The sequence below is a fragment of the Campylobacter concisus genome (assembly GCF_003049085.1).
In the GTDB taxonomy this organism is placed as follows: Bacteria; Campylobacterota; Campylobacteria; order Campylobacterales; family Campylobacteraceae; genus Campylobacter_A; species Campylobacter_A concisus_H.
Map to the genome: position 1 here is coordinate 244,333 of NZ_PIQX01000002.1, position 24,525 is coordinate 268,857.

A 24,525-nucleotide genomic window follows, 5' to 3' on the forward strand; every position below is an offset into this window, starting at 1 on the left:
TATGCAAAATGCACTAGAATTAAAAAATATTTGTAAAATTTTTGGCGATGTTAAAGCACTTGATGATATAAATTTTGAGGTTAAAAAAGGTGAGTGGGTCAGCGTAATGGGGCCAAGTGGTAGTGGTAAGAGTACGCTTGTAAATATCCTTTCACTAATGGATACTCCAAGTAGTGGTACTTATATGCTCGGTGGCGATGATGCGAGCAATCTAAATGCTGATGATACACTTAAATTTAGACGCGAGAAGATCGGTCTTATTTTTCAGCAGTTTCACTTAGTGCCATATCTTAGCGCACTTGAAAATGTGATGATCGCTCAGTACTATCACAGCTCAGTTGATGAAGAGGACGCTAAAAAGGCACTTGAGGCAGTTGGTCTTTCTCACAGGCTAACGCATAGACCAAGTCAGCTAAGTGGTGGTGAGCAACAACGCCTTTGTATCGCACGCTCGCTCATAAACGATCCTGAAATTTTAATAGCAGATGAGCCAACTGGTAACCTTGATGAAGCAAATGAAAGAGTTATACTTGATCTATTTTGCAAGCTAAGAAAAGAGGGCAAGACGATACTTCTAGTAACTCACAACCCTGATCTTGGTGAGTATGGCGATAAGATCGTCTATCTAAGACATGGCAAGCTAGAGAAAATTCGCACTATTGAAAATCCAAAGGTGCCAAATGAGATATAAAATTTTATTTTTATGTCTAGTCTCAGCCCTAGTTATGGGCTGCGTCAAACAGTATGAGAAGCATCACATCACTCTAAATGACTCAAGCGGTATTGATACGCAGTTTTTTCCAACGGAAAAGAGGCTAAAGATAGGTGATAAGCCATATATGCTATTTTTCTTTGGCACTGACTGCGGAGTGTGCAAGGCCGCAATACCTGACCTAAATGCGCTTGAAAAAGAGTATGGTAAAAAGGTTCAATTCATTGGTGTTTTAGGACCTAGTAAAGGCTTTGATAAAGATATTGAGCTTTTAAAAGAGCACAACATCACCTTTAAAACTACGAGCGACAAGGTTTCAGTTGATTACTTTAGCAAGGCAGTTGGTGGTGTCATGGGCGTGCCAGTTATCTATTTTTTTGATAAAGATGGTAAGATGCGATCAAAATTTATCGGTCTTACGCCAAAAAGTGTACTTGAAAGTGCTATAAGATCGCTCTTATAGGAGTGAATATGAAAAATTTCTTTTTATTTGTCTTAGCGGTATTTTTTGTTGGATGTGCTAGTAGCACTCCAAATATCTCGGTCAAAACGAGTGATCCGATCTTTTTTACGCTTAATGAATCAAACAGAAGCGTCTATGTAAATTTTAAAAATAGTGCGACCGGACAAGATGTAAATGCTGAAATTTTAAGCGAATTTATAAAGGCTGGCTTTAGAAACGAGCCAAATATCAAAAACGCTGACTTCATCATCCTTGGAGATGTGCAAAGCTTTTCTAGGATAATCAAAAGAGATCCTAGATTTTCGATGGGCATGGGATATGGCTTTGGTAGACCAAGCTTTGGTTTTGGTTACTCGATGTTTTTCCCATTTGGCTATTACGACGATGATGACTTTAGTACAAATAGCTATACTTATCACATGCAAGTAAGCGTGCTAGTGCGTCCAAAAAATGGTGGCGAAAAGGCGACAAATATCTCGCTTATGCAAGCTGGCAATGTCTATTCGCCAAGCTACATTTGGCCGTTTTTTAAAGAACGTCTAGCAAAACAGATTGTTAGCTTTTTTTATAATGTCTCGCAAAGGTAGGGGCACTAACGAGTGCTATTTAAACTAAGCTCGAATGAAAAGCTAAACTTTAATAAAATTTTTACTTTCTTGGTTGGTAATTTTGAGAAATTTTTAAAGCTCTTATAACATGGATTTAACTAGGTCAAGGCCTAGTTAAATTTTATTACTCATTATCTATCTCAAAGTCGTAAAATTCGCTTTCATATTCAACATTTCCTATTTTGCTGTATTGTATAAGAGCTGCTTTTATATTATCTATCTGCTGATACATTAGGCCAAGAGCTATTCTATTTTCGATAGCATTAGCATCATTTAGTTTTGTTAGCTCTAAAAGTGCGATCGCGTTTGATACTTTTCCAGCTCCTGTTGCAGCCACAGATGCTAAAAATAATGTGCTAGCGTCATTTACTTTAAACTCATCGATTGCCTGATTGTAAAGTTTATAACTTTCTTCAAAATCGTTTGTAAAGATATCGACATAGGCCAGAGTTTGGATTAAATTTATATTCTTTGGAGTATTTTTTAGCTCAGCTCTTAATTTATCACGCTCTCTTGTAAGTAAGCCCGAAATTTGAAGTAGCTTGATGTATTGTTTTTTGATGATATCAGCACCGTGATAGAAAGCGTTTGAATCAAGCTGCTTGCCATTAAAGTGAATTTGTATCGCTTTTGCATACTCTTTGACATTTTGCTCTTTGTTTTTCGAGATGAAATTTAAGATATTTGCAATAATATCATTTGGCAAAATTTTTAGTAGTTCATCAGCTTTCTTTGCCATTAGCTCATCATTGTTTGTTACTTTTGCGATGATGATATCAAAGGCTAAATTTAGCATTGTCTGCTCTTTTGGCTCTTCAAGCCACCTTATCATCGCACTTTGGTTGCCGCTAACCAGGCTTAGAAGCGAGGCATATAAATTTACAGGCTTTAAACTCTTGTCATTTTCTAAATTTTCGCCGATCTCTTCAATGAGTTTTGGGTTCAAATTTCTATTTATATCTAGACAGATTGCCCCAAAAATACCTGCAAGATGGTTATTTACGTCCTGGTGATAGCTTGCTATGAAGTGTTTTGCAGCAAGGCTAAAATTTCCAAGCTGAGCGTAGCTTAGGGCGAGGTTGTATTGTAAGATAGAGTGATTTGGATAAGTGCTAGCTAGCTCTTCAAACTCTTTATTCGCTTCTTTTAAGCGGTAGCTTAGTGCTTTTGCGATAGCTTCGCTAAGTTTTGCATTTACTTTTGAAGCAGCTGCACTTTGGCTAAGATAGTCGTTTGCTGCTGATGTATCGTCTAAAAAGACGCTAACACCGCCTTTTCTTATCTGCTCGATGCTCTGTTTTGCGTCAAAGACCTTGTAGGGTGCGAAGTAGAAAAGCGTCTCATAGCGCCTTGTTCTATCAAAAAACATATCATCACTAAAGTGTGCCTGAGCTAGGCTGACATCAAAAAGATCAGGCTTTAGTATCGTTTTTATCTTGTAAATTTTGCTTGGCAAAGAAGCATTGTAGTCGTAAACATCTTTGATAAATGCTGCCGCGTCGCCGTAGTCAGCAGTTTTTAGATCAATTAGCGCCTCAGTCATCTTGATAAGATCGATATTTGGCGTATTTTTAGAAGCTTTTGTTAGATAATCCCTTGCCTTATCGTATTTGCCAAGTCTTGCATAGAGCTGTGCTAGCGTGAAGTCGGCCTTAAATGCCTTTTGCCCTTCAAGCTTAGCTATTGCTCTCTCATCATCTCCAAGAAGTGATAAAATTTTTGCGCTTAAATATGCATATTCGTTTTTATAATCTGTGGTATTTGGATGAGAAAGTGCTTGAAGCGCCTCGTAATAGTTGCCTTTATAGTAGTTTATAAGCGCGTAGTAATAGCTATAAAGTGGCGAGTTGTTTTCATACTGCAAAAATGAATCAGCAAGTCCTATATAGTAATTAAAATTTTTAGTGTTATTTAGCTCAAGTGAGCAAACGGCTGCGTTTATCGCACTAACCGCCGTGTTTTCTCTATCAGTTATAGCTTTGTTAAAAGATACGATCGCCTCATCACATCTTTCTTGTTTCATCTGCGAAACACCGAGGTTGTAGTTTGAGAGAGACTGGTTATAAACAGCTATGTTTTCATAAATTTTTAACGCTTCAAATTTATTGCCACGCTCATAGAACTGATTGGCTTTATTTATCATCTCATCGATCTTTGAAGCGCCAAAATTTTGCGTTTGGTAGTTGTTTTCTATATTTTTTACGATACTTGCAGTATCTATGTTCTCTTTTTTGTCTTTCTTTAGCAAGATAACTAGCAAAACCACTATTAAGATGATAAGCACTAGAGCGACCACGCCTGCTATTATAAAGAGCTTTTTATTGCTCTTTTTTACAGGAATTGGCTCTGGGATGCTCTCATCTTGTAGCACACCCTCACTTGCGATACTCTCAAGTGAGACGATCTCTTCAGGTGCCTCGGCTTTTGCCTCTTCAGGCGCTTGCTCTGCTTGCTCGCCAGGTGGTTTTAAAACTACAACCTCTTCTTCAGCCACTACATATACCTTTTAAGAACTTCTGGAATTTCGATAGTGCCATCTGCTTTTTGGTAGTTTTCCATTATTGCTATTAGCGTCCTACCCACAGCTAGACTCGAGCCATTTAGCGTATTTACAAGCATATTTTTCTTACCATCTTTAAAGCGAATTTTTGCACGCCTTGCTTGAAAATCACGAGTATTAGAAATAGAGCTGATCTCTCTATATTTACCTTGACCTGGCAACCAAACCTCAAGGTCTATCGTCTTTGCCGCGCTAAAGCCAAGATCGCCACTGCAAAGAAGCATATGGCGGTGAGGAAGTCCAAGGCTAGTTAGTAGATCGCTTGCGCACGATACCATCTCATTTAGCACGTCTTCGCTTTGATCAGGCTTTGTGATGCTTACCAACTCGACCTTTTCAAACTGATGCTGGCGGATCATACCTCTAGTATCACGTCCTGCTGAGCCTGCCTCTTGGCGGAAGCATGCTGAGTAGCAAGTCATTTTTATAGGAAGCTGCTCGGCCTCAATGATCGTGTCATTGTATAAATTTGTCACAGGTACTTCGCTAGTTGGGATGAGGTAAAGGTCCTCGTCGCGAACCTTGTAAAGATCCTCTTCAAATTTAGGCAGCTGACCAGTACCAAAAAGTGTGTTTGAGCTTACTAGATAAGGGACATTTACAAGCTCAAAGCCACGCGCGCTGTTAAAGTCGATCATGTAATTAACAAGCGCTCTACTAAGCCTTGCTCCCATGCCTCTAAGCACGGTAAAGCGAGATCCTGAGAGCTTTGCGCCCCTTTCAAAGTCAAGCCAGCCAAGACTCTCACCTAACTCCCAGTGCTCTTTTGGTGTAAAGCTAAATTTAGTTGGCTCAAGCACCGTTTTTATGCAGACATTATCGTCCTCGTCCTTACCAAATGGCACATCATTATCGGTTATATTTGGCACGTTAAATGAAATTTGCTCAAGCTTTTCTTCATATTGTTTAGCGATCTCATCAGCATCAGCAAGTGCAGCTTTGTTTAAATTTAGCTCATTTTTAAGCTCACTTACGTCTTCACCGGCTCTTGCCTTTATGCCAAGCTCTTTGCTCTTTGCATTTTGGATCGCTTGGAAATTTTCAAGTGCTTTGCGCTTTTGTTTTAGCTCGTTAAAAGTTTGTAAAAGCTCGTCAATCAGCTGAGCTTTTACATTTTTTCCCTCAAGTTTTTTTACAAATTCATCGTAATTTGTCTCGAGTAGTTTTAAATTTATCATTCCGTATCCTTAAACCATAAACATAACTTTTGCAAAAAGTACTATAAAAACTGCTGCTGTTAGCGCAAATGGATGTATGTTGCCAAGTGGGCTAGGGCGTTTAAATATAAATTTGCAGCTCAAATTTGTTATAACCGCAGCTACGATTAGCATTGCTAAGAAAAATTTGATCATAAAAATGATTTGTAAATTTGTCTCAAAGTAGCCTCCAGCCTTTGATCCGACCCAGTTACTCATCATCATGCCTCCAGTTAATACCAAAAGCAAGATGCAAAGTGGCATTATCTTAATAGCAACTGAACCGATAGCCTGTTTTGCCTTTTGAGCAAGCTCAGGTGGCATTTTTTTACAAGCTGCCTTAAAAATGATTACATCAAAAAAGAGGTAACCAACAAAAATGATTGCACAAAAAAGATGAATTATTTGTGCGTATGGATATAAATTTTGCATATTTTTCCTTTATTAATAAATTCCGACTACTTCACGAACTTTTTTTATCGTTGTTTGAGCAACATTACTTGCCTTTTTGGCTCCTATTTCTAAAATTCCAGACACTTCGTCAGGATTATTTTGATAATGCTCAAATTTCTCTCTCGCATCTTTAAAATAGTCCCAAATAAGCTCATTTAGATAAGCTTTAAAGTGCCCATGCCCCTCGCCACCACGCTCATATCTAGCTTGAAGCTCTTTTTGCCCACTCTCGTCTAAGAAAAGTTTGGCGATATTATAGACGTTGCAGTTTTGCCACTGCTTTGGCTCTTCAAGCGGCGTGCCATCTGTCACGATGCTAGAAATTTGCTTTTTAAGCGTTTTAGCATCAGCAAAGATGTCGATTGTATTGCCGTAGCTTTTACTCATCTTTTCGCCATTTGTGCCAGGCACGGTGGCGACATTTTCATCGATCTTCGCCTCAGGCAATGTAAAAATTTCTCCATGCTCGTTGTTAAATTTTATCGCAATATCACGTGCGATCTCTACGTGCTGGATCTGGTCTTTGCCCACGGGTACGACCTGTGCATTATAAAGCAAAATGTCAGCTGCCATCAAAACTGGATAGCTAAAGAGTCCGTGGTGCGAACTAAGACCTTTTGCGACTTTATCTTTGTAACTATGCGCGCGCTCAAGTAGGCCCATCGGTGTGTGCTGGCTTAGCACCCAGTAAAGCTCAAGCACGTCTTTAACGTCACTTTGCACCCAAAATATGCTTTTATTTGGATCGATCCCAAGTGCCAAAAACGCACACGCAGCCTCAAAAGTGTTTTGCTTTAGGGCTTTGGCCTCGCTAAGGCTTGTCATCGCGTGGTAGTTTGCTATAAACATAAACATCTCATTTTGCTCTTGCATATCAACCATCTGTTTTATCGAGGCAAAGTAGTTGCCAAGGTGTAGTTTGCCGGAGGGTTGGAGGCCGGTTAATACTCTCATCTTATCCTTTCAAATTTTGGCTTTTTCTCGCGAGCGCTTTTGATAGAGATTTGAAATTTTAAACTTTCGGCAGACTATGTGTCTAGCCTCGGCTTAAAATTTCTACACAACTATCAAAATCATCTCGCGATACTTCGCCAAAATGCTTTTTAAATTTTAACGTTACATTAGAGTTTTTGTATCTAATCTAATCTTAAAATTTAACTGGTAGACCATGCGTCTAGCCTTCGCTTAAAAACAAAATTTTGCTTCGCCTAAACAAAAAATTCTTTGCCAAAAGCTCTTAAATTTTAACATCACGTTAGACTTTTTAGTCCAACTTAATCTTAAAATTTTTATCACACAACTCTCATCGCTTTAGCGTTACGAACAAGTGAAGCAAAAAATCATCTCACGATACTTCGCCAAAATTTCTCACTATAAAACGTTAAATTTAGCTCAAACATTTCAAATTTTAACACCACGCGAGATAGCCATCCAGCCTGATCTTAAAATTTATTGTTGCAAGTAGTATTTCGCACCACTTTACAACTAAATTTTTAAAAGCATCCTTATCTCTTTTACGATTTGCTTTGGAGTTTTACCCTCGACTTCGACGATGTAATCAGCCTTTTTCTCATAAAGCTCCTCTCGCTCCAGATGTAACGCCTCAGCTCTTTTTAGATCGCTTAAAAGCGGACGTTTGGCGAGTTTTTTCTCGCTATTTTTGCTATTTTTTAGCCTTTGCATGATCGCTTCAAAACTAGCTTTTAGATAGATCACGGTACCAATTTTTTTTAAATTTTTAACCTTTGCAAAGCCGCCACCTGTCGAAATGATCGCATTTTTGACATTTGTGGCTAAAAATTTGGCTAGATCCTTTTCAAGCTGCCTAAAATGCTCCTCTCCGTACTCTTCAAAGATAGCTTTTATCTTCATATTTTGAGAGCTCTCTAGCAAGTCGTCGCAGTCAAGGTTTATCGTCTTTAGTGCCTTGCTTAACGCCCTTGCGGTCGTGCCTTTGCCAACGCCCATAAATCCTATCAAAACGATATTATTGTTCTTTGTTTTCATCACTCTCTCCACGTTTTTTAGGGATTAGCACGATAGGTACGCCAGTTAGATTAAAGCTCTCTCTAAGCTTATTTGTTAAATAGCGTTTGTAGCTAAAGTGCAGGCATTTTGGGCGGTTCATTATGAGCGCTATCATGATCGGCGCTGTCTTAAACTGCACTGCATAGTAAATTTTCACGACCCTGCCTTTATCGCGTGGCAGTGGGTGTGCTTTGGTCGCTTCGCCAATCACTTCGTTTAGCTTTGAAGTTTGGATTTTTTGAGTGTAGTTTTTATAAATTTCAACTATGAGCGGGTAAATTTTATGCACTCTTTTGCCGCCAAGTGCCGAAACACTGATGATCGGCGCGTATGCTAAAAATTTAAATCTATCCTTTATCTCTTTACAGAGTTCGTCAAATTCTTCGCTACTTTTATCCCATTTGTTTAGCACGATGATGACGCCGAGCTCAAATTTTGAAGCGATGCCAGCGATACGCTCATCAAGCTCAGTTAATGGCTCAGAGCTATCAAGCACTAGTAGCGCTACGTCCGTCTCTTCTAAAATTTTCTCAGTTCTATTTAGTGCGTATCTCTCGATGCCCTCGATCTTGCCACGCTTTCTGATGCCAGCAGTATCTACAAACTCAAAAACCCTGCCATCATGCTCGTAAATTTCATTAACTGGATCTATCGTAGTGCCTGCCACGTCGCTAACGACAGCGCGACTCTCCTTTACAAGAGCGTTTAAAAGCGAGCTTTTGCCGACATTTACGCGGCCTATGATACCAACTCTGATGTTTTTGCTCTCATAGTCTATCTCGTCGCTTAGCTCTCCCTTGTCGTTATAGTTTTCTAAAAAATCATCAAAATCTTCGCTTGTATCGGCCTTTATCTGAGCTTTATCTTCTATGTGCTTTGCTAGCCACATGCTAAGCTCATCTATGCCTGTGTTGTGGCTTACGGAAATTCCAAAGGCATTTTTCGCACCAAAGCTTACAAATTCCCACTCTCTTTGTTCGTCTTTTTTGCTGTCTATTTTGTTGATGACTAGTGCGATTGGTAAATTTAGCTTGCTAAGCTCATAAAAAATGGCTCTATCTTCATCATCTGGCATCATTTTGCCATTGACCATGTATAAAATGGCGTCTGAATTTCTAGCCTCTGCTAAGGTCTTTGCTTTTACATTTTTGAAAAGCTCGCTGCTATCATCAAGGCCGCCACTGTCGATTAAAATGCACTCTTTGCCCTCAACTTCGATCTTAGCTTTGTTCGTATCTCTTGTCGTGCCGCTAACATCGCTTGTTATAGCGATACGACGACCAGCTAAGCGGTTAAAAAGTGAGCTTTTGCCGACATTTGGCTTGCCTACTAATATTACTTTTTGCAAATTTTGTCCTTTTCGTGATGGCTGATTATACAAATTTTTGACTTATATAAAGTATAAAAATTTGCTTAAAAGCGCCAAAATAAAAGAAAAAATCAACCAAAATTTAAGCCACTTTTCATTAAAATGGCTACTTTAAATTTAAAGGTCTTGTGATGTTAAAAAGGTTTTATATTTCGCATCTTGGCATTTTTTATATGCTCTTTGCTTGCTTTATGTTTGCCGTTACTGGCGCATTCGCAAAGTATCTTAGCAAAGATATGCCATCTATCGAAGTTGTATTTTTTAGAAATTTAATAGGCCTTTTCATCGTTATTTATGCCATTTATAGATTTCCATTTAAGCAAGCTGGTGGACACTTTTTTTTACTGATGTTTCGCGGTTTTGTGGGTACGGTCGCACTTTTTGCCTTTTTTTATAATGTCGCTCATGTAAATTTGGCCACAGCTTTTACATTTCAAAAGACAAATCCAATCTTTACAGCCATCCTCGCAGCCTTTATTTTCAAAGAGCGTCTAAGCTCGCTTGGCTGGTTTGCTGTATTTTTGGGATTTGGGGGAATTTTGCTTGTTATCCAGCCAAATTTAGGCATAAGCAAGACTGATATTATCGGCGTTTGGAGTGGCCTTGGTGCAGCGATCGCATATACGAGTGTAAAGGAGCTAAACAAGAGTTACGGTACAAATGTTATCGTGCTAAGTTTTATGCTTTGGGGCTCGTTTTTGCCACTTATTTGCATGGGTTTGGCAGAATTTTTCACCTACGAGCCACTTGATTTTTTGTTTTCAAAATTTAGCATGCCAAGCTGGTATAACGTTATTTTTATCTTGCTAATGGGGCTTAGCGGATATTTTTTTCAGTCGTACATGACAAAGGCGTTTGCGGTTGGCAAAAAGGCTGGAGTGATCGCTGCGGTTAGCTACGCAGACGTCATTTTCACGCTTATAATTGGCTATTTTATGGGCGATGCGTTACCAAATCACTTAGCGCTTGTAGGTATCATGCTTGTCGTGGTTAGTGGAATTTTAGTTGTTAGAGAAAAGTAGGACAATACTATGAAAATCGAAATCGGCGAATCTTTATTTTACTCCTGGCTTCGTCATGTTAAAGAGTGCCAAATAGTGCAAACTAATTGGAAAATTTCTTCAAAATGGGAGATAAAATTTTCAGACGAGTTAGAAAATATAATGTCAAAAACAGATGAGCTTTTTTCTAGCAAATACGGATATAAAATTTATAAACAAAATACATCATTAAAACAACTTTTACAACAAGCAGAGTGTGATGCGCTTGGCACTTGTGTGAGAGATGGAGTTAGTGAAATTTACGCAGTTGATGTTGCTTTTCATGAGTCTGGGCTAAATTATGGTGGGCTTGATGAAACAGTGGCTAGAGTTGTAAAAAAATGCATAAGAACAGCTATATGTATTTATGGATATTTCGGTGTTAAAAAAGCCAATATTATTTTTGCATCTCCAAAAATAAACAAACAAATTTTATATTCCTTGCAACCTTGCTTTATTGATCTAAATGAGATGATGCTTAAAATGGGATTGGAATTTGATTTTAGAATAATTGCTAATGATGACTTTTTAAATTCTGTCTTAAAACCTATTTTGGAAGTAAGTGGCAAAATAGCCGACACAGCAGAGCTTTTTATGCGCTCTTATCAGATGCTAACTTTATTTGATAAAAAAGAGCCAAAAAGTATTGGAAAAATCGAAAAAGAGAAGCGAAAAATAGTCTCAAATGCTTATCAATTTTCTAAAGAATATATTGACAACAAAAACAATCAAGATGAATACGCAGAGCTAAAAGTCGGACAAATAGCGCGTATCATAATGAGAGAAATTTTAGAAAGTGGTAGAGTGGGTGCGGATGAGATAAGCAGGCTACAAAGTGAAAAATATAGCAAAGATTATCTCGGGCTAAACTATGCTGCATTAGTTAAGGCAGATAGTGAATATGAAAAAGTTCGCTACTATGCGGTCCCAATACTAATAAATGGCATATACTATAAACTTTGTTCTCAATGGTTTGAAGTGCCTGCAAACGATGATAGACCGCTTTTGATAAATTGGATTAGAAAATTTAGAGAAAAATAAAGGAGAAAAGATGATCTTAATCGCTGGACCTTGCGTGATAGAGAGTAAGGAGCTTGTTTTTGAAGTGGCAAAGAGGCTAGTTAAATTTAATGAAAATCCAAAGCTTGATTTTTACTTTAAGTCGAGTTTTGACAAGGCAAATCGCACGAGTATTAGCTCATTTCGTGGCCCTGGGCTAGAGAAGGGTTGTGAAATTTTAGCTGAGGTGAAAAAAGAATTTGGCTTTAAAATTTTAACCGATATCCACGAGAGCTATCAAGCTCAGCCTGTTAGCGAAGTGGCTGATGTGCTGCAAATTCCTGCATTTTTGTGCCGCCAAACTGATTTGCTCGTGGCAGCTGCAAAGACAAAAGCGGTCGTAAATATCAAAAAAGGGCAGTTTTTAGCAGCATCTGCTATGAAGCACTCTGTTAAAAAGGTGCTTGAGACAAGAGGTGTGAGCATCGATGGATACGAGGTCGCAAAGGCAAATGGCGTCTGGCTAACCGAGCGAGGCAGCACCTTTGGTTACGGAAACTTAGTCGTAGATATGCGAAATTTGGTGCTAATGCGCGAATTTGCGCCAGTGATTTTCGACGCTACGCATAGCGTGCAGATGCCGTCGGCTTTGGGTGAGAAAAGCGGCGGGGACGCGAGATTCGTACCGTATTTGGCGCGTGCGGCGGCGGCTGCGGGCGTGGACGGATTTTTCTACGAGACGCACGTAAATCCTTGCGAGGCGCTTTGCGACGGGCCGAATATGCTAAATTTGGATGAGTTAGACGCAAATATCGCTCAAATTTTTAAGATAAAAGACGCCCTAGGCGATGCAAACTAAGGGCTTTTTGTGGGTGTTGGGCGGCGCGGTCGCCGAGTGCGGCTGGGCGTATGGGCTAAAGCACGCCTCAAGCGCACCGGAGATCGCGCTCACGGCGATGCTCGTTTGCGTTAGCTTCACGTCGTTTATAATCGCTATGAAATACCTGCCCATTAGCATCACGTACACCGTGTTCGTGGGGCTTGGGGCCTTTTTTGTAGTGATTGCTGAGATCGTGAGCGAATTTCGCGCGAGCGGTCAGACGCCGGATTTATTGCGGCTATTTTTCATAGCGACGCTGATCGCGGGCGTGCTGGGGCTAAAAAGGCTAAAATCTTGACGCACGTTTTAGCTCTTGTGGCGGCCGGGTTCTGCGAGGTCTCGGGCGTGTTTTTTCTAACCAAATTTCAAAAAAGCTTCGGCGTGAAAAAGGCGGCAAATTTTTTGATTTTAACCGCGAATTTCGCCCTTTCGCTCTAGCTTTTGAGTTACGCGATGCAGGCGATGGCGATGTCGGTAGCGTACCGATCTGGACGGGTATCGGAGCGGTCGGAGCCGTGGGCGTCGGAGTGGTTTTTAACGGCGAAAAAATGAGCGCGCAAAGGGCTTTTTATTTATCGCTAATAACGCTAAGCGCGGTAATGTTAAAGATAATTTAAAGTTAAAACGAGCGGCTAGCTAAATCCTAAAAATATAAAATCGAGGTAAAATGGCAAAAAGTAAAAATGCAAATTTACATAAGGCTAAAAGCGGTAAAAATGATGAATTTTACACGCAGTTTAATGATATTCAAAATGAAGTAAGACACTACAAAGAGCATTTTAAAGACAAAATTGTGTTTTGCAACTGCGACGATCCTAAGCAGTCAAATTTCTTTAAATATTTTGCCTATAACTTTTATCTTTTGGGCTTAAAAGACTTGTGACTACCTGCTATAAAAATGCAAGCGGAGAAGAGTTTTCGGCTTTAAAAAATCCAACTTTGTTTGATGGCGAAGCTTCGAGAGAGACGAGCGCGCCGCGCTTGAGAAATCGAGCTATTTCATCTATGAAGGTGTGGATGAAAAGGGCGAAATTTTAAATGACGGAGCGAAAATAGATGAATTTATCGCTCGTTTAAAACCAAATTTACTAAATCATGATGAAAATTATCCAGCTGGGGATTTTCGTTCCGCTGAATGCATAGAACTTCTTAAACAATCTGACATCGTAGTAACAAATCCTCCATTTTCGCTATTTCGTGAATATGTCGCGCAACTAGTTGAATATGATAAAAAGTTTGTAATTATTGGTCATCAAAATGCCATAACTTACAAGGAAATTTTTAAACTCATAAAAGATAACCAAATTTGGCTAGGATACGGTTTTAAAGGCGGTGCAGCGCATTTTATAAACATACACTACGAAGACTATGCAACCGCGAGTCATCATATAGAAGGAATGATAAGGGTTTCTGGTGTAAATTGGTTTACAAATTTGCCTCATAAAAAACGTAACGAAATTTTAGAAACTATCTACACTTTTGATCCGCAAAAATACTCAAAATACGATAATTACGACGCGATAAACGTCGATAAAACTATAGAAATTCCGATGGATTACGAAGGCGCGATGGGCGTGCCCATAACGTTTTTAGATAAATACAATCCACAACAATTTGAGATTAATGCACTTGGAATTGTTGGCTCAATAGAATTTTCTTGCAATAAAAGAATGGAAATTTTAGATAAGAAAGGACTTCCTACTGGTAAATTTACATTTAATGCCAAAGGGACTTTGTATCGCAAATTTAATCCACAAACTGATAAAAAACCAGCCTTTAAGGACTATGAAACTGGTGAATTATATTCAAGTATTTACGCACGAATTTTGATTAAAAATAAAATGCCCAAAAAGGAGACAAAGTGAAAATTGAGTTAAAGAAAATCACCATAAAAGAACTAGTAAATGGCTACGTCAGAGATGAAGAAAATGGACAGGTTATAGGCTATGGCGGAGCTTTAAATATCCGTCCAAAATATCAGCGCGAATTTGTCTATGGCGACAAACAGCGAGATGCTGTGATAAACACTTGCCTTTGGGGTTTCCCGCTAAATACGATGTACTGGGTAAAAAACGGCGAAAACGAATATGAAGTGCTTGATGGACAACAAAGAACTATCAGTATTTGCGACTTTGTAAATGGGGATTTTAGCCTCGATAAAATGGCGTTTAAAGCCGAGTGGGCGAGTAGCGTAACGGCTTTTCACACGATGCCTGATGATAAAAAAGAAAAATTTTTAAACTATGAGCTTATGATTTACATTTGCGAGGGTAGCGACAGCGAGAAGCTAGAATGGTTTAAAACTATAAATATAGCCGGCGAAAAACTAACCGATCAAGAGCTAAGAAATGCGGTATTTACTTGCGAATGGCTAAGCGATGCGAAGTTAAAATTTAGCAAAAGAAACTGCCTAGCCGCACAAAAAGGCAAGGACTATCTAAAAGGCGATCCGCTACGGCAGGATATTTTGGAGCAAGCGATAATGTGGAAAACGGGCTCGAAAAATGCCGAAGATATAGAAAAATATACGGCTCATCAAAAACAAACGGGCGCGCAAAACGCCGACGAGCTGTGGCTTTATTTTAGCGGCGTCATCGACTGGGTAAAGGCAAAATTTATAAAATATCGTAAAGAGATGAAGGGGCTGGAATGGGGCTTTCTTTACAATAAATTTAAAGACAAGACGCTTGACGCCAGGGAATTGGAAGAGCGAATTTTGCAGCTGATGAGAGATAGCGAAGTAGGCAAAAAAGCGGGAATTTACGAATACGTTTTAAGCGGCGACGAGAAATTTTTAAATTTGCGCGCATTCGACGATGAGGTGAAACGCGAAATATACGAAAAACAAGGCGGAATTTGCCCTCACTGCGGTCAAAAATTTGAAATAGAACAGATGGACGCCGATCACATAACGCCGTGGAGCAAGGGTGGCAAAACTGTGCGCGAAAACTGCCAAATGCTCTGCGCAGAGTGTAATAGAAAAAAAGGAAATAGATAATTTATACAACTTTTCGCTAGAATTGCAATAAATTTTAACGAAGGAAAATCATGAAAATAATCGAAGGAAATTTGGCTCTAAAAGGCGGCGAGAAGGTTGCCATAGTGGGCGCTAGATTTAACCACATCATCACCGATAGGCTGGTGGAGGGCGCGAGGGACGCGTTTTTGCGTCACGGCGGGGATGAGGCGAATTTGAGCCTCATTTTGGTGCCTGGCGCGTTTGAGATACCTATGGCGCTAGAAAAGGCGCTAGCAAGCGGTAAATTTGACGCAGTTTGCTGCGTGGGAGCGGTTATCCGCGGCTCTACGCCTCACTTTGACTACGTTAGCGCCGAGACCACCAAGGGCATCGCAAACGTCACGCTAAAATACGGCAAACCGGTGACCTTTGGCGTGCTAACGGTAGATAGCATCGAGCAAGCCATCGAGCGAGCGGGCTCAAAGGCTGGAAATAAGGGCTTTGAAGCGATGACGGGCGTAATCGAGATGCTAAGCTTATATAAAAATTTGGAGGCGTAAAATGGCGACTCGTCATCAGGTTAGGCAGGCCGTCGTTTCGCTACTATACTCAAACGAGATAAATCCGGTAACTGCTGCATTTGAAGAGGAATTTTTAGAAGAGAAAAAGATAAGAAACGAGCGAAAAAGTGAGGCGCAGCAGACTTTTAAAGAGGTGCTCGCAAATAAAGAAAAACTAGATGAAATTTTAAAACCATATCTAAAAGACGGCGATTTTAGTAAGGTTGGTGCGACTGAACTAGCCATCCTTAGACTTGGGCTCTATGAGATGAAATTTAGCCAAACTGATAAGGCTGTCATCATAAACGAAGCGATTGAGCTTGCGAAAGAACTTGGAAGTGATCAGGCACCAAAATTTATAAACGGTGTACTTGATAAGCTAAAGGGCGATCTGTGAGGCTCTGTGTCGCACTTGATATGGCTAGTCGCGAAGAGAATTTAGCCCTTGCTCGCGAGCTAAAAGGGCTTGATCTTTGGCTAAAAGTAGGGCTTAGAAGCTATCTTAGGGATGGGGCAAAATTTATAGAAGAGCTAAAAGGGATTGAAGGTTTTAAAATTTTTCTCGATCTAAAACTTTATGACATCCCAAATACGATGGCAGATGCGGCTGAAGTCGTCTCAAAAATCGGCGTAGATATGATAAATGTGCATGCTAGCGCTGGTGAGCGCGCGATGAAGACAGTTATGGATAGGCTAGCTGGTCTTGGGAATCGTCCTTTAGTGCTCGCAGTATCGGCACTGACTAGCTTTAGCGAGAGTGAATTTGGGATGGTTTATAACGATACGCTTGCTCGCTCAGTTAGAAAATTTAGCCAGATGAGTTTTAAATCAGGGCTTGATGGAATGGTCTGTTCTGTTTTTGAAAGCAAGCTCATCAAAGATGTTACAAATGAGAAATTTATCACGCTTTGTCCTGGCGTTAGGCCTTTTGGAGAGAGCGCTGGAGATCAAAAAAGAGTAGCAAACTTAGTGAGTGCAAAGCAAGAGGGTAGTGACTTTATAGTTGTTGGCAGGCCGATTTATGAAAATGCAAATCCAAGAGAAATTTGTGAACGAATTTTGGAGCAAATTTAAAATTTGAACTTGTGTGAAGTGGTTTTTAACTAAGCTTTTTTACAAAATGTTGCGTGAAGATGATATCAAAGCGAAGTGAGGAGCTAAATTTGAGTGATTTTAAGAAAATCCTCTATGTTGGCGAAGCGACGCAGGCCGATCTGCTGGCACTCGGCTATATAGACATTGCTTCGTTAAAGGGTGCAGATCCAGACGAGATGTTTGAGCGCACAAAGGCGCTCGGACGCGGCAGCGATAGGTGTATCCTCTATGTTTACCGTATGATTTGCTACTATGTAAATACGCCGCACCCAGACAAAGCCAAGCTAAAATGGTGGCTTTGGAAGGGCTAAATTTATAAATTTTTGTTTTAGATTTTCTATCTGAGGTCTGCGATTGTGAAATGTAAATTTAAGCAAGATATCAGCGGCGTTCAATTATAATGCGATTTCTTTTTATGGACAGATGGGTGAGTGGCTGAAACCACACCCCTGCTAAGGGTGCAGCTCTTAATCGGGGCTCGAGGGTTCAAATCCCTCTCTGTCCGCCACTACTTATAAACAATCCCAAACTTTTATCAACTTTTGCAAACATTGAGCCACGATTTTAACGTTATTTTAAAGCCTTTATACATAAAATTATAAACAATGACAAACTATTATTATCACAACTTTTTAGCTGACTTTTAGCTGATCACATCCAAAAAAGTAGCTAAAAATATAATAATAGTCAGCCAAAAGGACAGCTAAAATGCCTAAGCTTTCACGCCAACTCACGATCACGCAGTTTAAAAACCTAAAAGCAAAAGAGAAGCCATATTTTGTCAGCGACGGCGATAATTTGCTAATTAAAATAATGCCAAACGGCACAAAATTTTTCATATATGAGTTTCGAGAAAATAGCAAGCGCCACCGCCTAACACTGGGTAAATATGACGAGATGAGCCTAAGCGAAGCAAGAGATAAAAGAAACGAGCTAAGATTAAAGCTTAATCAAGGTGAGAGCCTAACTCAAACAGCAGAAAAAACAAAATTTAAGGCAGTATTTGAAGCGTGGTATAAAACAAAGGGAAAGTTGAGTGAGAAACAGCAGTTTTGGATAAAAAGGCGGTTTGAAACATTATTTTTGCCAAAATTTGGAGAGGTGGGGATAAAAGAGATAACTAGAAAAGATATTATTGCTGCCCTTGCACCACTTCTTGGCGATGACAAGCAAGAAACGATACGAAAAACGTTAGGGACACTAAATAGCTTCTATAAATTTGCTCTTTTACACGAGTACGTAGAGCATAATATCATCTCGGATATTGATAAAAGCGCGCTAATCGGCAAAAAAGATGTAAAACATTTTGCATACTTAAAAAATGATGATGAGATAAGAGCCGTATTAATGGCGATAAGAGATTACTTTGGAGATATAAGAGTAAAAACGTGTGCGATATTTCAACTATATACCGCAGTAAGAGGGCAAAACGCTAGAAATGCCAAGTAGTCGCAGATAGATTTTGAAAATTGCCTTTGGCATATCCCAGCAGACGAGATGAAAACGGCAAGGGCTCACGAAGTATTTTTAAGTAAAAGTGTTATCGATTTACTAAAAACCTATCGTGAGCGTCTGCCGTTAAAAAGTGAGTTAATTTTTCCGTCCGTAAAATCAAATATACGCCCAATTAGTGATAATACTATCCGCTCAATGCTTAGAAATTTAGGCTTTAATAATGATATGGTAACGCCACACGGCTTTAGGGCCACATTTAGCACGATCGCTAACGAAAATATAGATAAGCACGGCTGTAATAGTGATGTTATCGAGCTTTGCCTCGCACACGTTGAGAGTAACAAGGTTAAAGACGCATACAATCACGCCAAAAATTTAAAAGCAAGGGCTAGGCTTATGCAGTGGTGGAGTGATTATTTAGATAGTTTGGGCGGCTTTGCCTGATTTGTAGGCAGAAATAGAGTTTTGAGAATAATAAATTATCTTAGAGTTGATCTTGCTTGCTGTGATCTTGCCTGCTAGCACTAATCGCCTTAGACTGATAGGCGATGTTAGCCCTAACTCTTTCAAGGCTTCATCACGAGTAATAAATTTATCGCTCATTTTTTCTCCTTTATATAATCTTTCAGATCTCGCAGAGCGTGTCGTAAATAGCGGACGTCGCATTTAAAGAGCAAACCTTGTATTTGCTCGACTAGCTTTGTTTTTTTATTGTGTGCCTCGCAAAACGCCTCTAGGTTTGCAAGGGCAGCCAAGTGCTTTTCTTTTTCTGGACTACTCATTTTTATCCTTTCAAATATTCTCAATATAAAAATAAGCCAGCGTTTGGCTATCCTCTGCTTCTTTGCGGTATTTTGTATCGCAGCTCTTGTTTGAGATATACGCTATCTTGTCTTTATTCGCCGCGTAAAACTCCGCTAGTATCGGCGCCAGCCTTTGCCCTTTGCGTTCGTTTGGCGCTAAGCGCAAATAAAGCAGATCGCAAGCTAACTGTGGCGCTGTCGTGCTAAAGCTTTGCTTGGCAATGCTCGCCTTGTTATCCAAAGCGTTTATCTGAGTTTCTATCCGCCTTTTAAAAGCGTGATAGTGTCCTACTATTGGCGTCATCGCCTCTATTAGCTCATCAATAAATTTGCTCGCTTTTTTATTGATAAATAGCCCTAGCTCCTGCGTGCTATCCATTTTCAGAAACGAATACGCCATCAAAAAAATAGCTGCGTCTTTTATCTCAGCCGTTGTCATCGCTCGCTCCATTTAGATTTTTACCTTTTAATATTTGTAGCACGTCTTGCTTTGAAAATTTAGAGGCTGGGCTTAGTTCAATTTTACTAAGCCAGTAGCGGTCTAGTTTTTCGCAGTAGTATTTCATCGCACTTTCGTAATTTAACCGCTGTGGCAGTGGCACGCCTATCTTAAACGTGCCTTTTACTAGCTTCATCTTATCTTTTGCGTTCATAATCGCTTCGCCGTAAGTCATCACACTGCCTTTTAAGATATTAACACATATCTGCATCGACGATATACTCTCTCCAAAGCTCGTCGATTTTATCTCTTGCTTTTTGACTGACTTTTAAAAGCCTTTTTACGCCTTTATATGTAAATACTACGTAAGGCACATGCGGCTTTACTCCATCTTTGTCTAATATACAACCTTGATGTACTTCATAATCTCTGCCAAGTTTAAATTTATCATCAATAAAAGCTGCTCCGTATTCTTTGGCGGCGTTTTCAGGCGAAAATATCATTTCGCCACAAAAGTGAAGCTCTAGCTCTTGTAAAATTTTAAATTTTTTATAATGTGTCATCATATGCTCCTCTAAAATTTAGTTCGTTAAATGCTTGTTCTAAAATATCGCGTCTATATGTACCTTGTACCTACTTTGCCGTGCTTCTGATCGGGAATATCTACAATCAACACGCCCACGCTTCTGCTTATTTTTGCAGCCTTAGTGCCTAGCCTTTGGCATTGTATTTTATCTAGGCTAAGGCCTTTTAAGAGATGCCAAAGCCGACTGCCGTCGTATATTCTTTTAGGCTCTCGTCTCTTTTTGCGGTATTTTCTAAATTTCTAAACCGCCTTTCGTCTTTTTGACGTTTTTGCTCGATCGCCGTCAGCCTTTCGTCGTGCTCTCGCATTACGTTTAATTGCATTTGCAGATAGTCGATAGAGTTAAGCGGTTTTTGCGTATAGCTTCCCGTTTTTCTAATGCTAGGCAATACCTCTTTATTGACAAACATCCTAAACGGCTTTGCGTTCGGTTTACCGCTTCGCATAAGCACGAAGTAAAGCTGCGGTTCTGTTATCATAGTGAATTCTTTAACGCCGTAGCCGGTATCAAAGCTACCGGTATTTAATTCCCCCAGCTCAAACTCAGATTTTATCGCATTTGCAACTTTATTAACGCCGTCAAGTCCTAAAATCTTGCAAACGTCGGCTAAACAAAAAAGCGGCTCGTTATTTTCATCGACCGCAACTCTGATCTCAAAATTTTCGTTTTTAAAAATTTCTAAATTCATTTCGTTTCTCCTTTTAGTTGAAGTATGTTTAAAATTTTGGCTCTCATCGCATTATGATTTTTTGCTAACGCTTCCAAGGCGCAGAATAGATCATAAGCGCAGTCAAGCACCTTGTAGCTCACTTCCTCGTTGCTATTGCTTGGCTCTATCTTGTATAGCTCTAAATACTCGGCAAATTTCTGTTTAGTAGGGGCGTTCATTTGCGCCCCCTCGTAAGCATTAATGCAATGTATGCCAGAAGTACCACTTGCAAAACTTCTAAAATTTCGCTCATCTTAAGCTCCTTTTGCTAAAATAGGAGTATGCACAATGTTTTGGGTTAGGGGCTTTCGCCCCCTTGCTAAATCCAGATTTTAAGGATTTTGCAGATTAGATAAATCAACATTGCGAGTCGAATTAAAAAATCTAACCTTTGCATTGTGCTACTCCTTTCTATCAAACAAGTATCATTTTGTTGCTTGATAAAAGAATTATAGCATTATTTTGAGACTAAGTCAAGAGTTTTTAGTATTATAATGAGATTTTTTATAAAAAATTGAGTAATATTTTGAGACTTTTAACCAACGCAAAAGCGCGTCGGTCAATCTAAGAGCGTTTTTAGCGCGGTTTTTAGCGTCTCGGTGTTTGATAGTCGTTCTTTTAGGCTTTTGATTTCAAGCAACATTTCACACGATTTAATAGCTTGCGTGTTTATCTCGTCGCTAGTCGCTAGTCGCTTAATGCTTCCTTCGCTTAGCCCTATCGCCTCGCCTAGTTGTTTATACGTTAGGTTTAGCTCCTTGCAGGTAGCTTTGATTAGATTTTCTTTGGGTATATGCAAATTTGGATGATCGAAAATTTCATCATCTAACTCTTGATCGTATATGTCTCGGTTAAATTCATTAGATGTACCAACAAATTTACAATCTTGACATATTCTATCGCCAGTAGCGATTTCTCGTTCAGCTTCTTCGATATAAATTCGCTCTTTCTCCACTCTAGTGCTTCCGCATTTAGGGCATTTATACATTTTATTCCTTTATCTCTAAATTTCGTTGCTCGGTGTTTTTAGGCGCTTCGATGCCCAAAATATCGTCTAAATAATAATCCGTGCTAACGACGTTTAAGTCGGCGTCTATCACGGATTTGGATATTAGCGTGCCTGCTATCTTATCACCATATCTTAGTGCTATCTCATGGCGTTTTAGTTTTTTTAGCCACGCTTCGTCAATGATTTTTACGTCTATGGCAGCTCCATTTATGATAGTCCATTTGCTAGCGCCAGCCAAATCTGGCTTTTTGATAATAAAAGTACCTTTAAACTCGCTTTTTTGTTCTATTGCACCGTCTAAATCGTCGGCGCTAAACTCGTAACCACTTTTTACTTCTCGCTCTTTGCCTTTTAAATTTATGCGTGGTGGCATTTTAAATCCTTTCGTGCTTTGGGATAGGTTTGACATCGCCCGTAAAAGAGTGGTCTTGTTGTGTTTGTAGCCGTAATTTTTTAACTCACTATCCTCTATAATCTCACAAACTATCTCGTCGGCTCTATATGGCAACTGCTTTGGGTCGTCCTCTAGTAGCTCTATTAGTTTATCTTTAGCCTTAATCAACAAATCGGCTATGGCGTCTCTTGGGTCTTTCACGTAGCTCCTTATCTTGTCGCTATCTATGCTTTTTAGCACGTCTTTTACTTTAGCTTTTAGCGAGCCATTTTCTACGCCCTCTAAAATAACGCGGGTTGTTATTTCACTATCGACATAGGAGCAAATAGCGACGTTTAGCTCGTCTAAGCTAGCAATAAAGGTGGATACGTTTTTAAAAAAGTCCGCTCCGCCGTCCGCGTCGAAATCAAAATGCAGGTCGTAGCTTGCGTCCATTTTTGACCTTTTACAAAAATTAGACTAAATTCTACAAAAAGCCAAATTCAAAAGACCTTACGACTTAAAATGGTATTTCATTAGTGCCGTCTATCTCGTCACTATCTACATCTGGGTATTCAGGGTATTGTGGCTCGCTATATTGTTGGCGTTGAGGCTGTTTTTGCTGCTGTGGTTTCTTAGGCGCTCCTTGTTGATAGCCTTGATTGTTTTGTTTTGCATCACCTAGCATTTCCATATTTTCGACGGCTACCGTATGCTTGCTTCTATTTTGTCCGTTATTGTCCGTCCATTGATCAAATTTAAGTCTTCCTTCGATAAGCAGCTTCGATCCCTTGTTGAGATACTGATTTGCTATCTCTGCTTGCTTACCAAAAAACGTTATGTCTATAAAGCAAGTTTCCTCGCGCTTCTCTCCGTTTAGCGTGTATTTTCGGGTTACGGCAATGCCGGAGCTGCCTATCGCCGCGCCGCCTTGGGTGTATCTAAGCTTGATGTCTCGCGTGAGATGTCCCACTAAAACTATTTTGTTAAACATCTTTTAGCCTTTCGTCTGTTTGCCCTTATTCTTTGGCTTCTATTGTAAGCGCCTTTTGTGCGTCTAGTTTTTGAGTGTGGCATGTGGGCTTTGCTCTTTTTTGTTTGTGGCGCACCTTGAAAATCATCTACGCCTTTTAGCCCTGCAAACAATGCGCTTAAAATTCCTAATGCTTTCATTTTTAGTTCCTTAAATTTTCTATTAAATTGTCTATGCTATTTGGGTCGTTTAGATAGGCAGTAGCATCATCAATACTTAACCTCTCAACTAATTTTTCAGCCTCTGTTTCACTTGCACCTCGTTTCACCAGTTCGCTTTGTAATAGATCGAGGGGCATTGGCTCAACTGTCAAATTTTCTTTTACAGTTGCGATTTCAACTTCAAGGGGCGTAGCTTCGATGTATTCAGTTTGTGAATTTTTTGCACCAATTGAGCTGTTCGGTTTTTCCGAACTACTCAAAAGCTCGTTTAGGTTTTGTGGTTGCTGCTCTATTCTTGGTTGGTCTTTGTAAGCCTCGTTTTCGGCATTTACCGCACTCATTAGCATAAAATCATCGGTTGGCAGCTTTGAAGCGACGTATTTAATGGCCTTTGCTTTAAACATCTCCTCGCTCCAGTTCGTCCATGCCGAAAATTTGCCCTTTTTTACCGCTTGGTTGGTATTCTTTAGCTGGTTTAGCTTTTTCGCGCTGATAAAATCTCTAGTTACGCCGCTTTTGTCTCTAGCCCATACCATTGCGCCGAGTAAATTCTCGTTTATCCATGCGGCGTCTGTTTCGTTGCGGTCTTTTAGATTGGCTTCAAATATGAATTTTTTGCCGTTTTCATCGACGGTATATTCAAATTTATCGCACTCGTACACCAGCTCTGCATCTATATCGTATCCTGCACGCTTAGCTAAAATTCGCCAGCCGATGTAGCCTATTTGTAATTGAGCTTTTTTAATACCTTGTTCCACGAATGGCACAATATAGGCCTGCTTTTGCTCTTTTACGATAGATAGACCTACCTGTGCGATTTTTAGCGCGACGCTAAAGACCGATATGGGCTCGCACTCTAAAATATTCTTATCCATTCCGAGCAGGGTTAAATCGGTTACGAATTTATCCGCCTTGACTTTGCTGCCACCGCTAAGGGCTACTATCTCGCTCATCTTTTGCTCGGCGAATTTCGCCATCAGGTTGTTGAAATTCTTTGCCGGACTTTGGGGTTTAGTTTGTTGTATTTGGTTCAT

34 protein-coding genes, 1 tRNA gene and 1 pseudogene are annotated in these 24,525 nt (G+C 39.8%); 18 read left to right on the forward strand and 18 right to left on the reverse strand.

Annotated features, from left to right (window positions below; translation table 11 throughout):
* Position 1: 1 nt before the first annotated feature.
* The 3 genes from CVT13_RS03525 to CVT13_RS03535 are packed head-to-tail and all read left to right on the forward strand — an operon-like array spanning position 2 to position 1,762.
* Positions 2-691, forward strand: coding sequence for an ABC transporter ATP-binding protein (locus tag CVT13_RS03525; RefSeq protein WP_021090626.1), 690 nt, complete (start codon positions 2-4; stop codon positions 689-691).
* Positions 681-1,175, forward strand: a complete 495-nt coding sequence (locus tag CVT13_RS03530) for a TlpA family protein disulfide reductase (RefSeq protein WP_107811620.1) — start codon at positions 681-683, stop codon at positions 1,173-1,175. Before CVT13_RS03525 ends, CVT13_RS03530 begins: the two co-directional genes overlap by 11 nt.
* Before the next feature lie 8 nt (positions 1,176-1,183).
* A complete protein-coding gene (locus CVT13_RS03535) occupies positions 1,184-1,762 on the forward strand; it encodes a hypothetical protein (RefSeq protein WP_107811621.1) in 579 nt (192 codons plus the stop codon).
* A 145-nt stretch (positions 1,763-1,907) separates the two neighbouring features.
* On the opposite strand, the gene CVT13_RS03540 is transcribed toward CVT13_RS03535, so the two are convergent.
* The 6 genes from CVT13_RS03540 to der all read right to left on the reverse strand — a co-directional run bounded on the left by CVT13_RS03540 (position 1,908) and on the right by der (position 9,368).
* Positions 1,908-4,277 carry a tetratricopeptide repeat protein gene (locus CVT13_RS03540; protein ID WP_107811622.1) on the reverse strand — a complete coding sequence of 790 codons (2,370 nt, stop codon included), beginning with the start codon at positions 4,275-4,277 and terminating at the stop codon, positions 1,908-1,910.
* Positions 4,277-5,521 (reverse strand): serine--tRNA ligase, encoded by a 1,245-nt coding sequence (gene serS / locus CVT13_RS03545; protein WP_107811623.1) that lies wholly within the window; start codon positions 5,519-5,521, stop codon positions 4,277-4,279. Before serS ends, CVT13_RS03540 begins: the two co-directional genes overlap by 1 nt.
* Positions 5,522-5,530: 9 nt before the next feature.
* Positions 5,531-5,971, reverse strand: a complete 441-nt coding sequence (locus CVT13_RS03550; protein WP_087585163.1) for a copper resistance protein CopD — start codon at positions 5,969-5,971, stop codon at positions 5,531-5,533.
* 12 nt (positions 5,972-5,983) lie between these two features.
* Positions 5,984-6,946 carry a tryptophan--tRNA ligase gene (gene trpS / locus CVT13_RS03555; protein ID WP_021090733.1) on the reverse strand — a complete coding sequence of 321 codons (963 nt, stop codon included), beginning with the start codon at positions 6,944-6,946 and terminating at the stop codon, positions 5,984-5,986.
* A 531-nt stretch (positions 6,947-7,477) separates the two neighbouring features.
* Positions 7,478-7,999, reverse strand: a complete 522-nt coding sequence (locus CVT13_RS03560; RefSeq protein ID WP_107811624.1) for a shikimate kinase — start codon at positions 7,997-7,999, stop codon at positions 7,478-7,480.
* Entirely contained in the window at positions 7,980-9,368 is a 1,389-nt protein-coding gene (gene der, locus CVT13_RS03565) for a ribosome biogenesis GTPase Der (protein WP_107811625.1), read from the reverse strand. Before der ends, CVT13_RS03560 begins: the two co-directional genes overlap by 20 nt.
* Positions 9,369-9,520: 152 nt before the next feature.
* Here der and CVT13_RS03570 point away from each other — a divergent pair, with 152 nt between their 5' ends.
* From CVT13_RS03570 to CVT13_RS10375, 15 genes and pseudogenes are all read left to right on the forward strand, one after another.
* Positions 9,521-10,411, forward strand: coding sequence for a DMT family transporter (locus CVT13_RS03570; RefSeq protein WP_107811626.1), 891 nt, complete (start codon positions 9,521-9,523; stop codon positions 10,409-10,411).
* A gap of 9 nt (positions 10,412-10,420) precedes the next feature.
* Entirely contained in the window at positions 10,421-11,470 is a 1,050-nt protein-coding gene (locus CVT13_RS03575) for a hypothetical protein (protein WP_107811627.1), read from the forward strand.
* A gap of 10 nt (positions 11,471-11,480) precedes the next feature.
* Complete coding sequence (kdsA, locus tag CVT13_RS03580; protein ID WP_107811628.1) at positions 11,481-12,287, forward strand: 3-deoxy-8-phosphooctulonate synthase; 807 nt, start codon at positions 11,481-11,483, stop codon at positions 12,285-12,287.
* Complete coding sequence (locus CVT13_RS03585; protein ID WP_107811629.1) at positions 12,277-12,606, forward strand: DMT family transporter; 330 nt, start codon at positions 12,277-12,279, stop codon at positions 12,604-12,606. The genes kdsA and CVT13_RS03585 overlap by 11 nt, the downstream gene beginning before the upstream one ends.
* Positions 12,603-12,925: pseudogene (locus CVT13_RS10365) on the forward strand (DMT family transporter). The gene CVT13_RS03585 and the pseudogene CVT13_RS10365 overlap by 4 nt, the downstream one beginning before the upstream one ends.
* Positions 12,926-12,975: 50 nt before the next feature.
* Complete coding sequence (locus CVT13_RS10530; protein ID WP_199907268.1) at positions 12,976-13,191, forward strand: adenine-specific methyltransferase EcoRI family protein; 216 nt, start codon at positions 12,976-12,978, stop codon at positions 13,189-13,191.
* Between the two features lie 130 nt (positions 13,192-13,321).
* Complete coding sequence (locus CVT13_RS03600) at positions 13,322-14,173, forward strand: adenine-specific methyltransferase EcoRI family protein (RefSeq protein WP_265094417.1); 852 nt, start codon at positions 13,322-13,324, stop codon at positions 14,171-14,173.
* Entirely contained in the window at positions 14,170-15,306 is a 1,137-nt protein-coding gene (locus tag CVT13_RS03605; RefSeq protein ID WP_107811631.1) for a DUF262 domain-containing protein, read from the forward strand. The genes CVT13_RS03600 and CVT13_RS03605 overlap by 4 nt, the downstream gene beginning before the upstream one ends.
* A 50-nt stretch (positions 15,307-15,356) precedes the next feature.
* Positions 15,357-15,827 (forward strand): 6,7-dimethyl-8-ribityllumazine synthase, encoded by a 471-nt coding sequence (gene ribH, locus CVT13_RS03610; RefSeq protein ID WP_021090940.1) that lies wholly within the window; start codon positions 15,357-15,359, stop codon positions 15,825-15,827.
* Between the two features lies 1 nt (position 15,828).
* On the forward strand, positions 15,829-16,224 hold the full coding sequence (nusB, locus tag CVT13_RS03615) for a transcription antitermination factor NusB (RefSeq protein ID WP_021090843.1): 396 nt from the start codon (positions 15,829-15,831) through the stop codon (positions 16,222-16,224).
* A complete protein-coding gene (pyrF, locus tag CVT13_RS03620; protein WP_107792776.1) occupies positions 16,221-16,901 on the forward strand; it encodes an orotidine-5'-phosphate decarboxylase in 681 nt (226 codons plus the stop codon). Before nusB ends, pyrF begins: the two co-directional genes overlap by 4 nt.
* Positions 16,902-16,990: 89 nt before the next feature.
* Entirely contained in the window at positions 16,991-17,233 is a 243-nt protein-coding gene (locus CVT13_RS03625; RefSeq protein ID WP_107792775.1) for a helix-hairpin-helix domain-containing protein, read from the forward strand.
* 106 nt (positions 17,234-17,339) lie between these two features.
* Positions 17,340-17,430: transfer RNA gene (locus CVT13_RS03630), tRNA-Ser, on the forward strand.
* Positions 17,431-17,630: 200 nt separating this feature from the next.
* Positions 17,631-18,371 carry an integrase arm-type DNA-binding domain-containing protein gene (locus CVT13_RS10370; RefSeq protein WP_234411959.1) on the forward strand — a complete coding sequence of 247 codons (741 nt, stop codon included), beginning with the start codon at positions 17,631-17,633 and terminating at the stop codon, positions 18,369-18,371.
* 6 nt (positions 18,372-18,377) lie between these two features.
* Positions 18,378-18,821, forward strand: coding sequence for a tyrosine-type recombinase/integrase (locus CVT13_RS10375; RefSeq protein WP_265094419.1), 444 nt, complete (start codon positions 18,378-18,380; stop codon positions 18,819-18,821).
* Here CVT13_RS10375 and CVT13_RS03640 read toward each other — a convergent pair.
* From CVT13_RS03640 to CVT13_RS03695, 12 genes are all read right to left on the reverse strand, one after another.
* The gene (locus CVT13_RS03640) at positions 18,795-18,980 is read right to left on the reverse strand and encodes a hypothetical protein (protein WP_107811632.1); all 186 of its coding nucleotides are present in this window, start codon (positions 18,978-18,980) and stop codon (positions 18,795-18,797) included. The genes CVT13_RS10375 and CVT13_RS03640 overlap by 27 nt on opposite strands.
* Positions 18,977-19,159: a hypothetical protein gene (locus CVT13_RS03645; RefSeq protein WP_107811633.1), complete on the reverse strand. Its 183-nt coding sequence runs from the start codon at positions 19,157-19,159 to the stop codon at positions 18,977-18,979. The genes CVT13_RS03640 and CVT13_RS03645 overlap by 4 nt, the downstream gene beginning before the upstream one ends.
* Before the next feature lie 10 nt (positions 19,160-19,169).
* Positions 19,170-19,619: a hypothetical protein gene (locus CVT13_RS03650; RefSeq protein WP_234411961.1), complete on the reverse strand. Its 450-nt coding sequence runs from the start codon at positions 19,617-19,619 to the stop codon at positions 19,170-19,172.
* Positions 19,606-19,854: a hypothetical protein gene (locus tag CVT13_RS03655; RefSeq protein ID WP_107811635.1), complete on the reverse strand. Its 249-nt coding sequence runs from the start codon at positions 19,852-19,854 to the stop codon at positions 19,606-19,608. Before CVT13_RS03655 ends, CVT13_RS03650 begins: the two co-directional genes overlap by 14 nt.
* Before the next feature lie 19 nt (positions 19,855-19,873).
* Positions 19,874-20,182 (reverse strand): hypothetical protein, encoded by a 309-nt coding sequence (locus CVT13_RS03660; protein WP_107811636.1) that lies wholly within the window; start codon positions 20,180-20,182, stop codon positions 19,874-19,876.
* 187 nt (positions 20,183-20,369) lie between these two features.
* Positions 20,370-20,894, reverse strand: coding sequence for a Bro-N domain-containing protein (locus CVT13_RS03665; protein ID WP_107811637.1), 525 nt, complete (start codon positions 20,892-20,894; stop codon positions 20,370-20,372).
* Positions 20,891-21,094 (reverse strand): hypothetical protein, encoded by a 204-nt coding sequence (locus CVT13_RS03670; protein WP_107811638.1) that lies wholly within the window; start codon positions 21,092-21,094, stop codon positions 20,891-20,893. The genes CVT13_RS03665 and CVT13_RS03670 overlap by 4 nt, the downstream gene beginning before the upstream one ends.
* A gap of 380 nt (positions 21,095-21,474) precedes the next feature.
* A complete protein-coding gene (locus CVT13_RS10380; protein WP_234411962.1) occupies positions 21,475-21,903 on the reverse strand; it encodes a hypothetical protein in 429 nt (142 codons plus the stop codon).
* 1 nt (position 21,904) lies between these two features.
* Positions 21,905-22,753 (reverse strand): hypothetical protein, encoded by an 849-nt coding sequence (locus CVT13_RS03680; RefSeq protein ID WP_107811639.1) that lies wholly within the window; start codon positions 22,751-22,753, stop codon positions 21,905-21,907.
* Between the two features lie 64 nt (positions 22,754-22,817).
* Positions 22,818-23,291: a single-stranded DNA-binding protein gene (ssb, locus tag CVT13_RS03685; protein ID WP_107811640.1), complete on the reverse strand. Its 474-nt coding sequence runs from the start codon at positions 23,289-23,291 to the stop codon at positions 22,818-22,820.
* Positions 23,276-23,470 carry a hypothetical protein gene (locus CVT13_RS03690; RefSeq protein WP_107811641.1) on the reverse strand — a complete coding sequence of 65 codons (195 nt, stop codon included), beginning with the start codon at positions 23,468-23,470 and terminating at the stop codon, positions 23,276-23,278. The genes ssb and CVT13_RS03690 overlap by 16 nt, the downstream gene beginning before the upstream one ends.
* A 2-nt stretch (positions 23,471-23,472) precedes the next feature.
* Positions 23,473-24,525: a RecT family recombinase gene (locus CVT13_RS03695; protein ID WP_107811642.1), complete on the reverse strand. Its 1,053-nt coding sequence runs from the start codon at positions 24,523-24,525 to the stop codon at positions 23,473-23,475.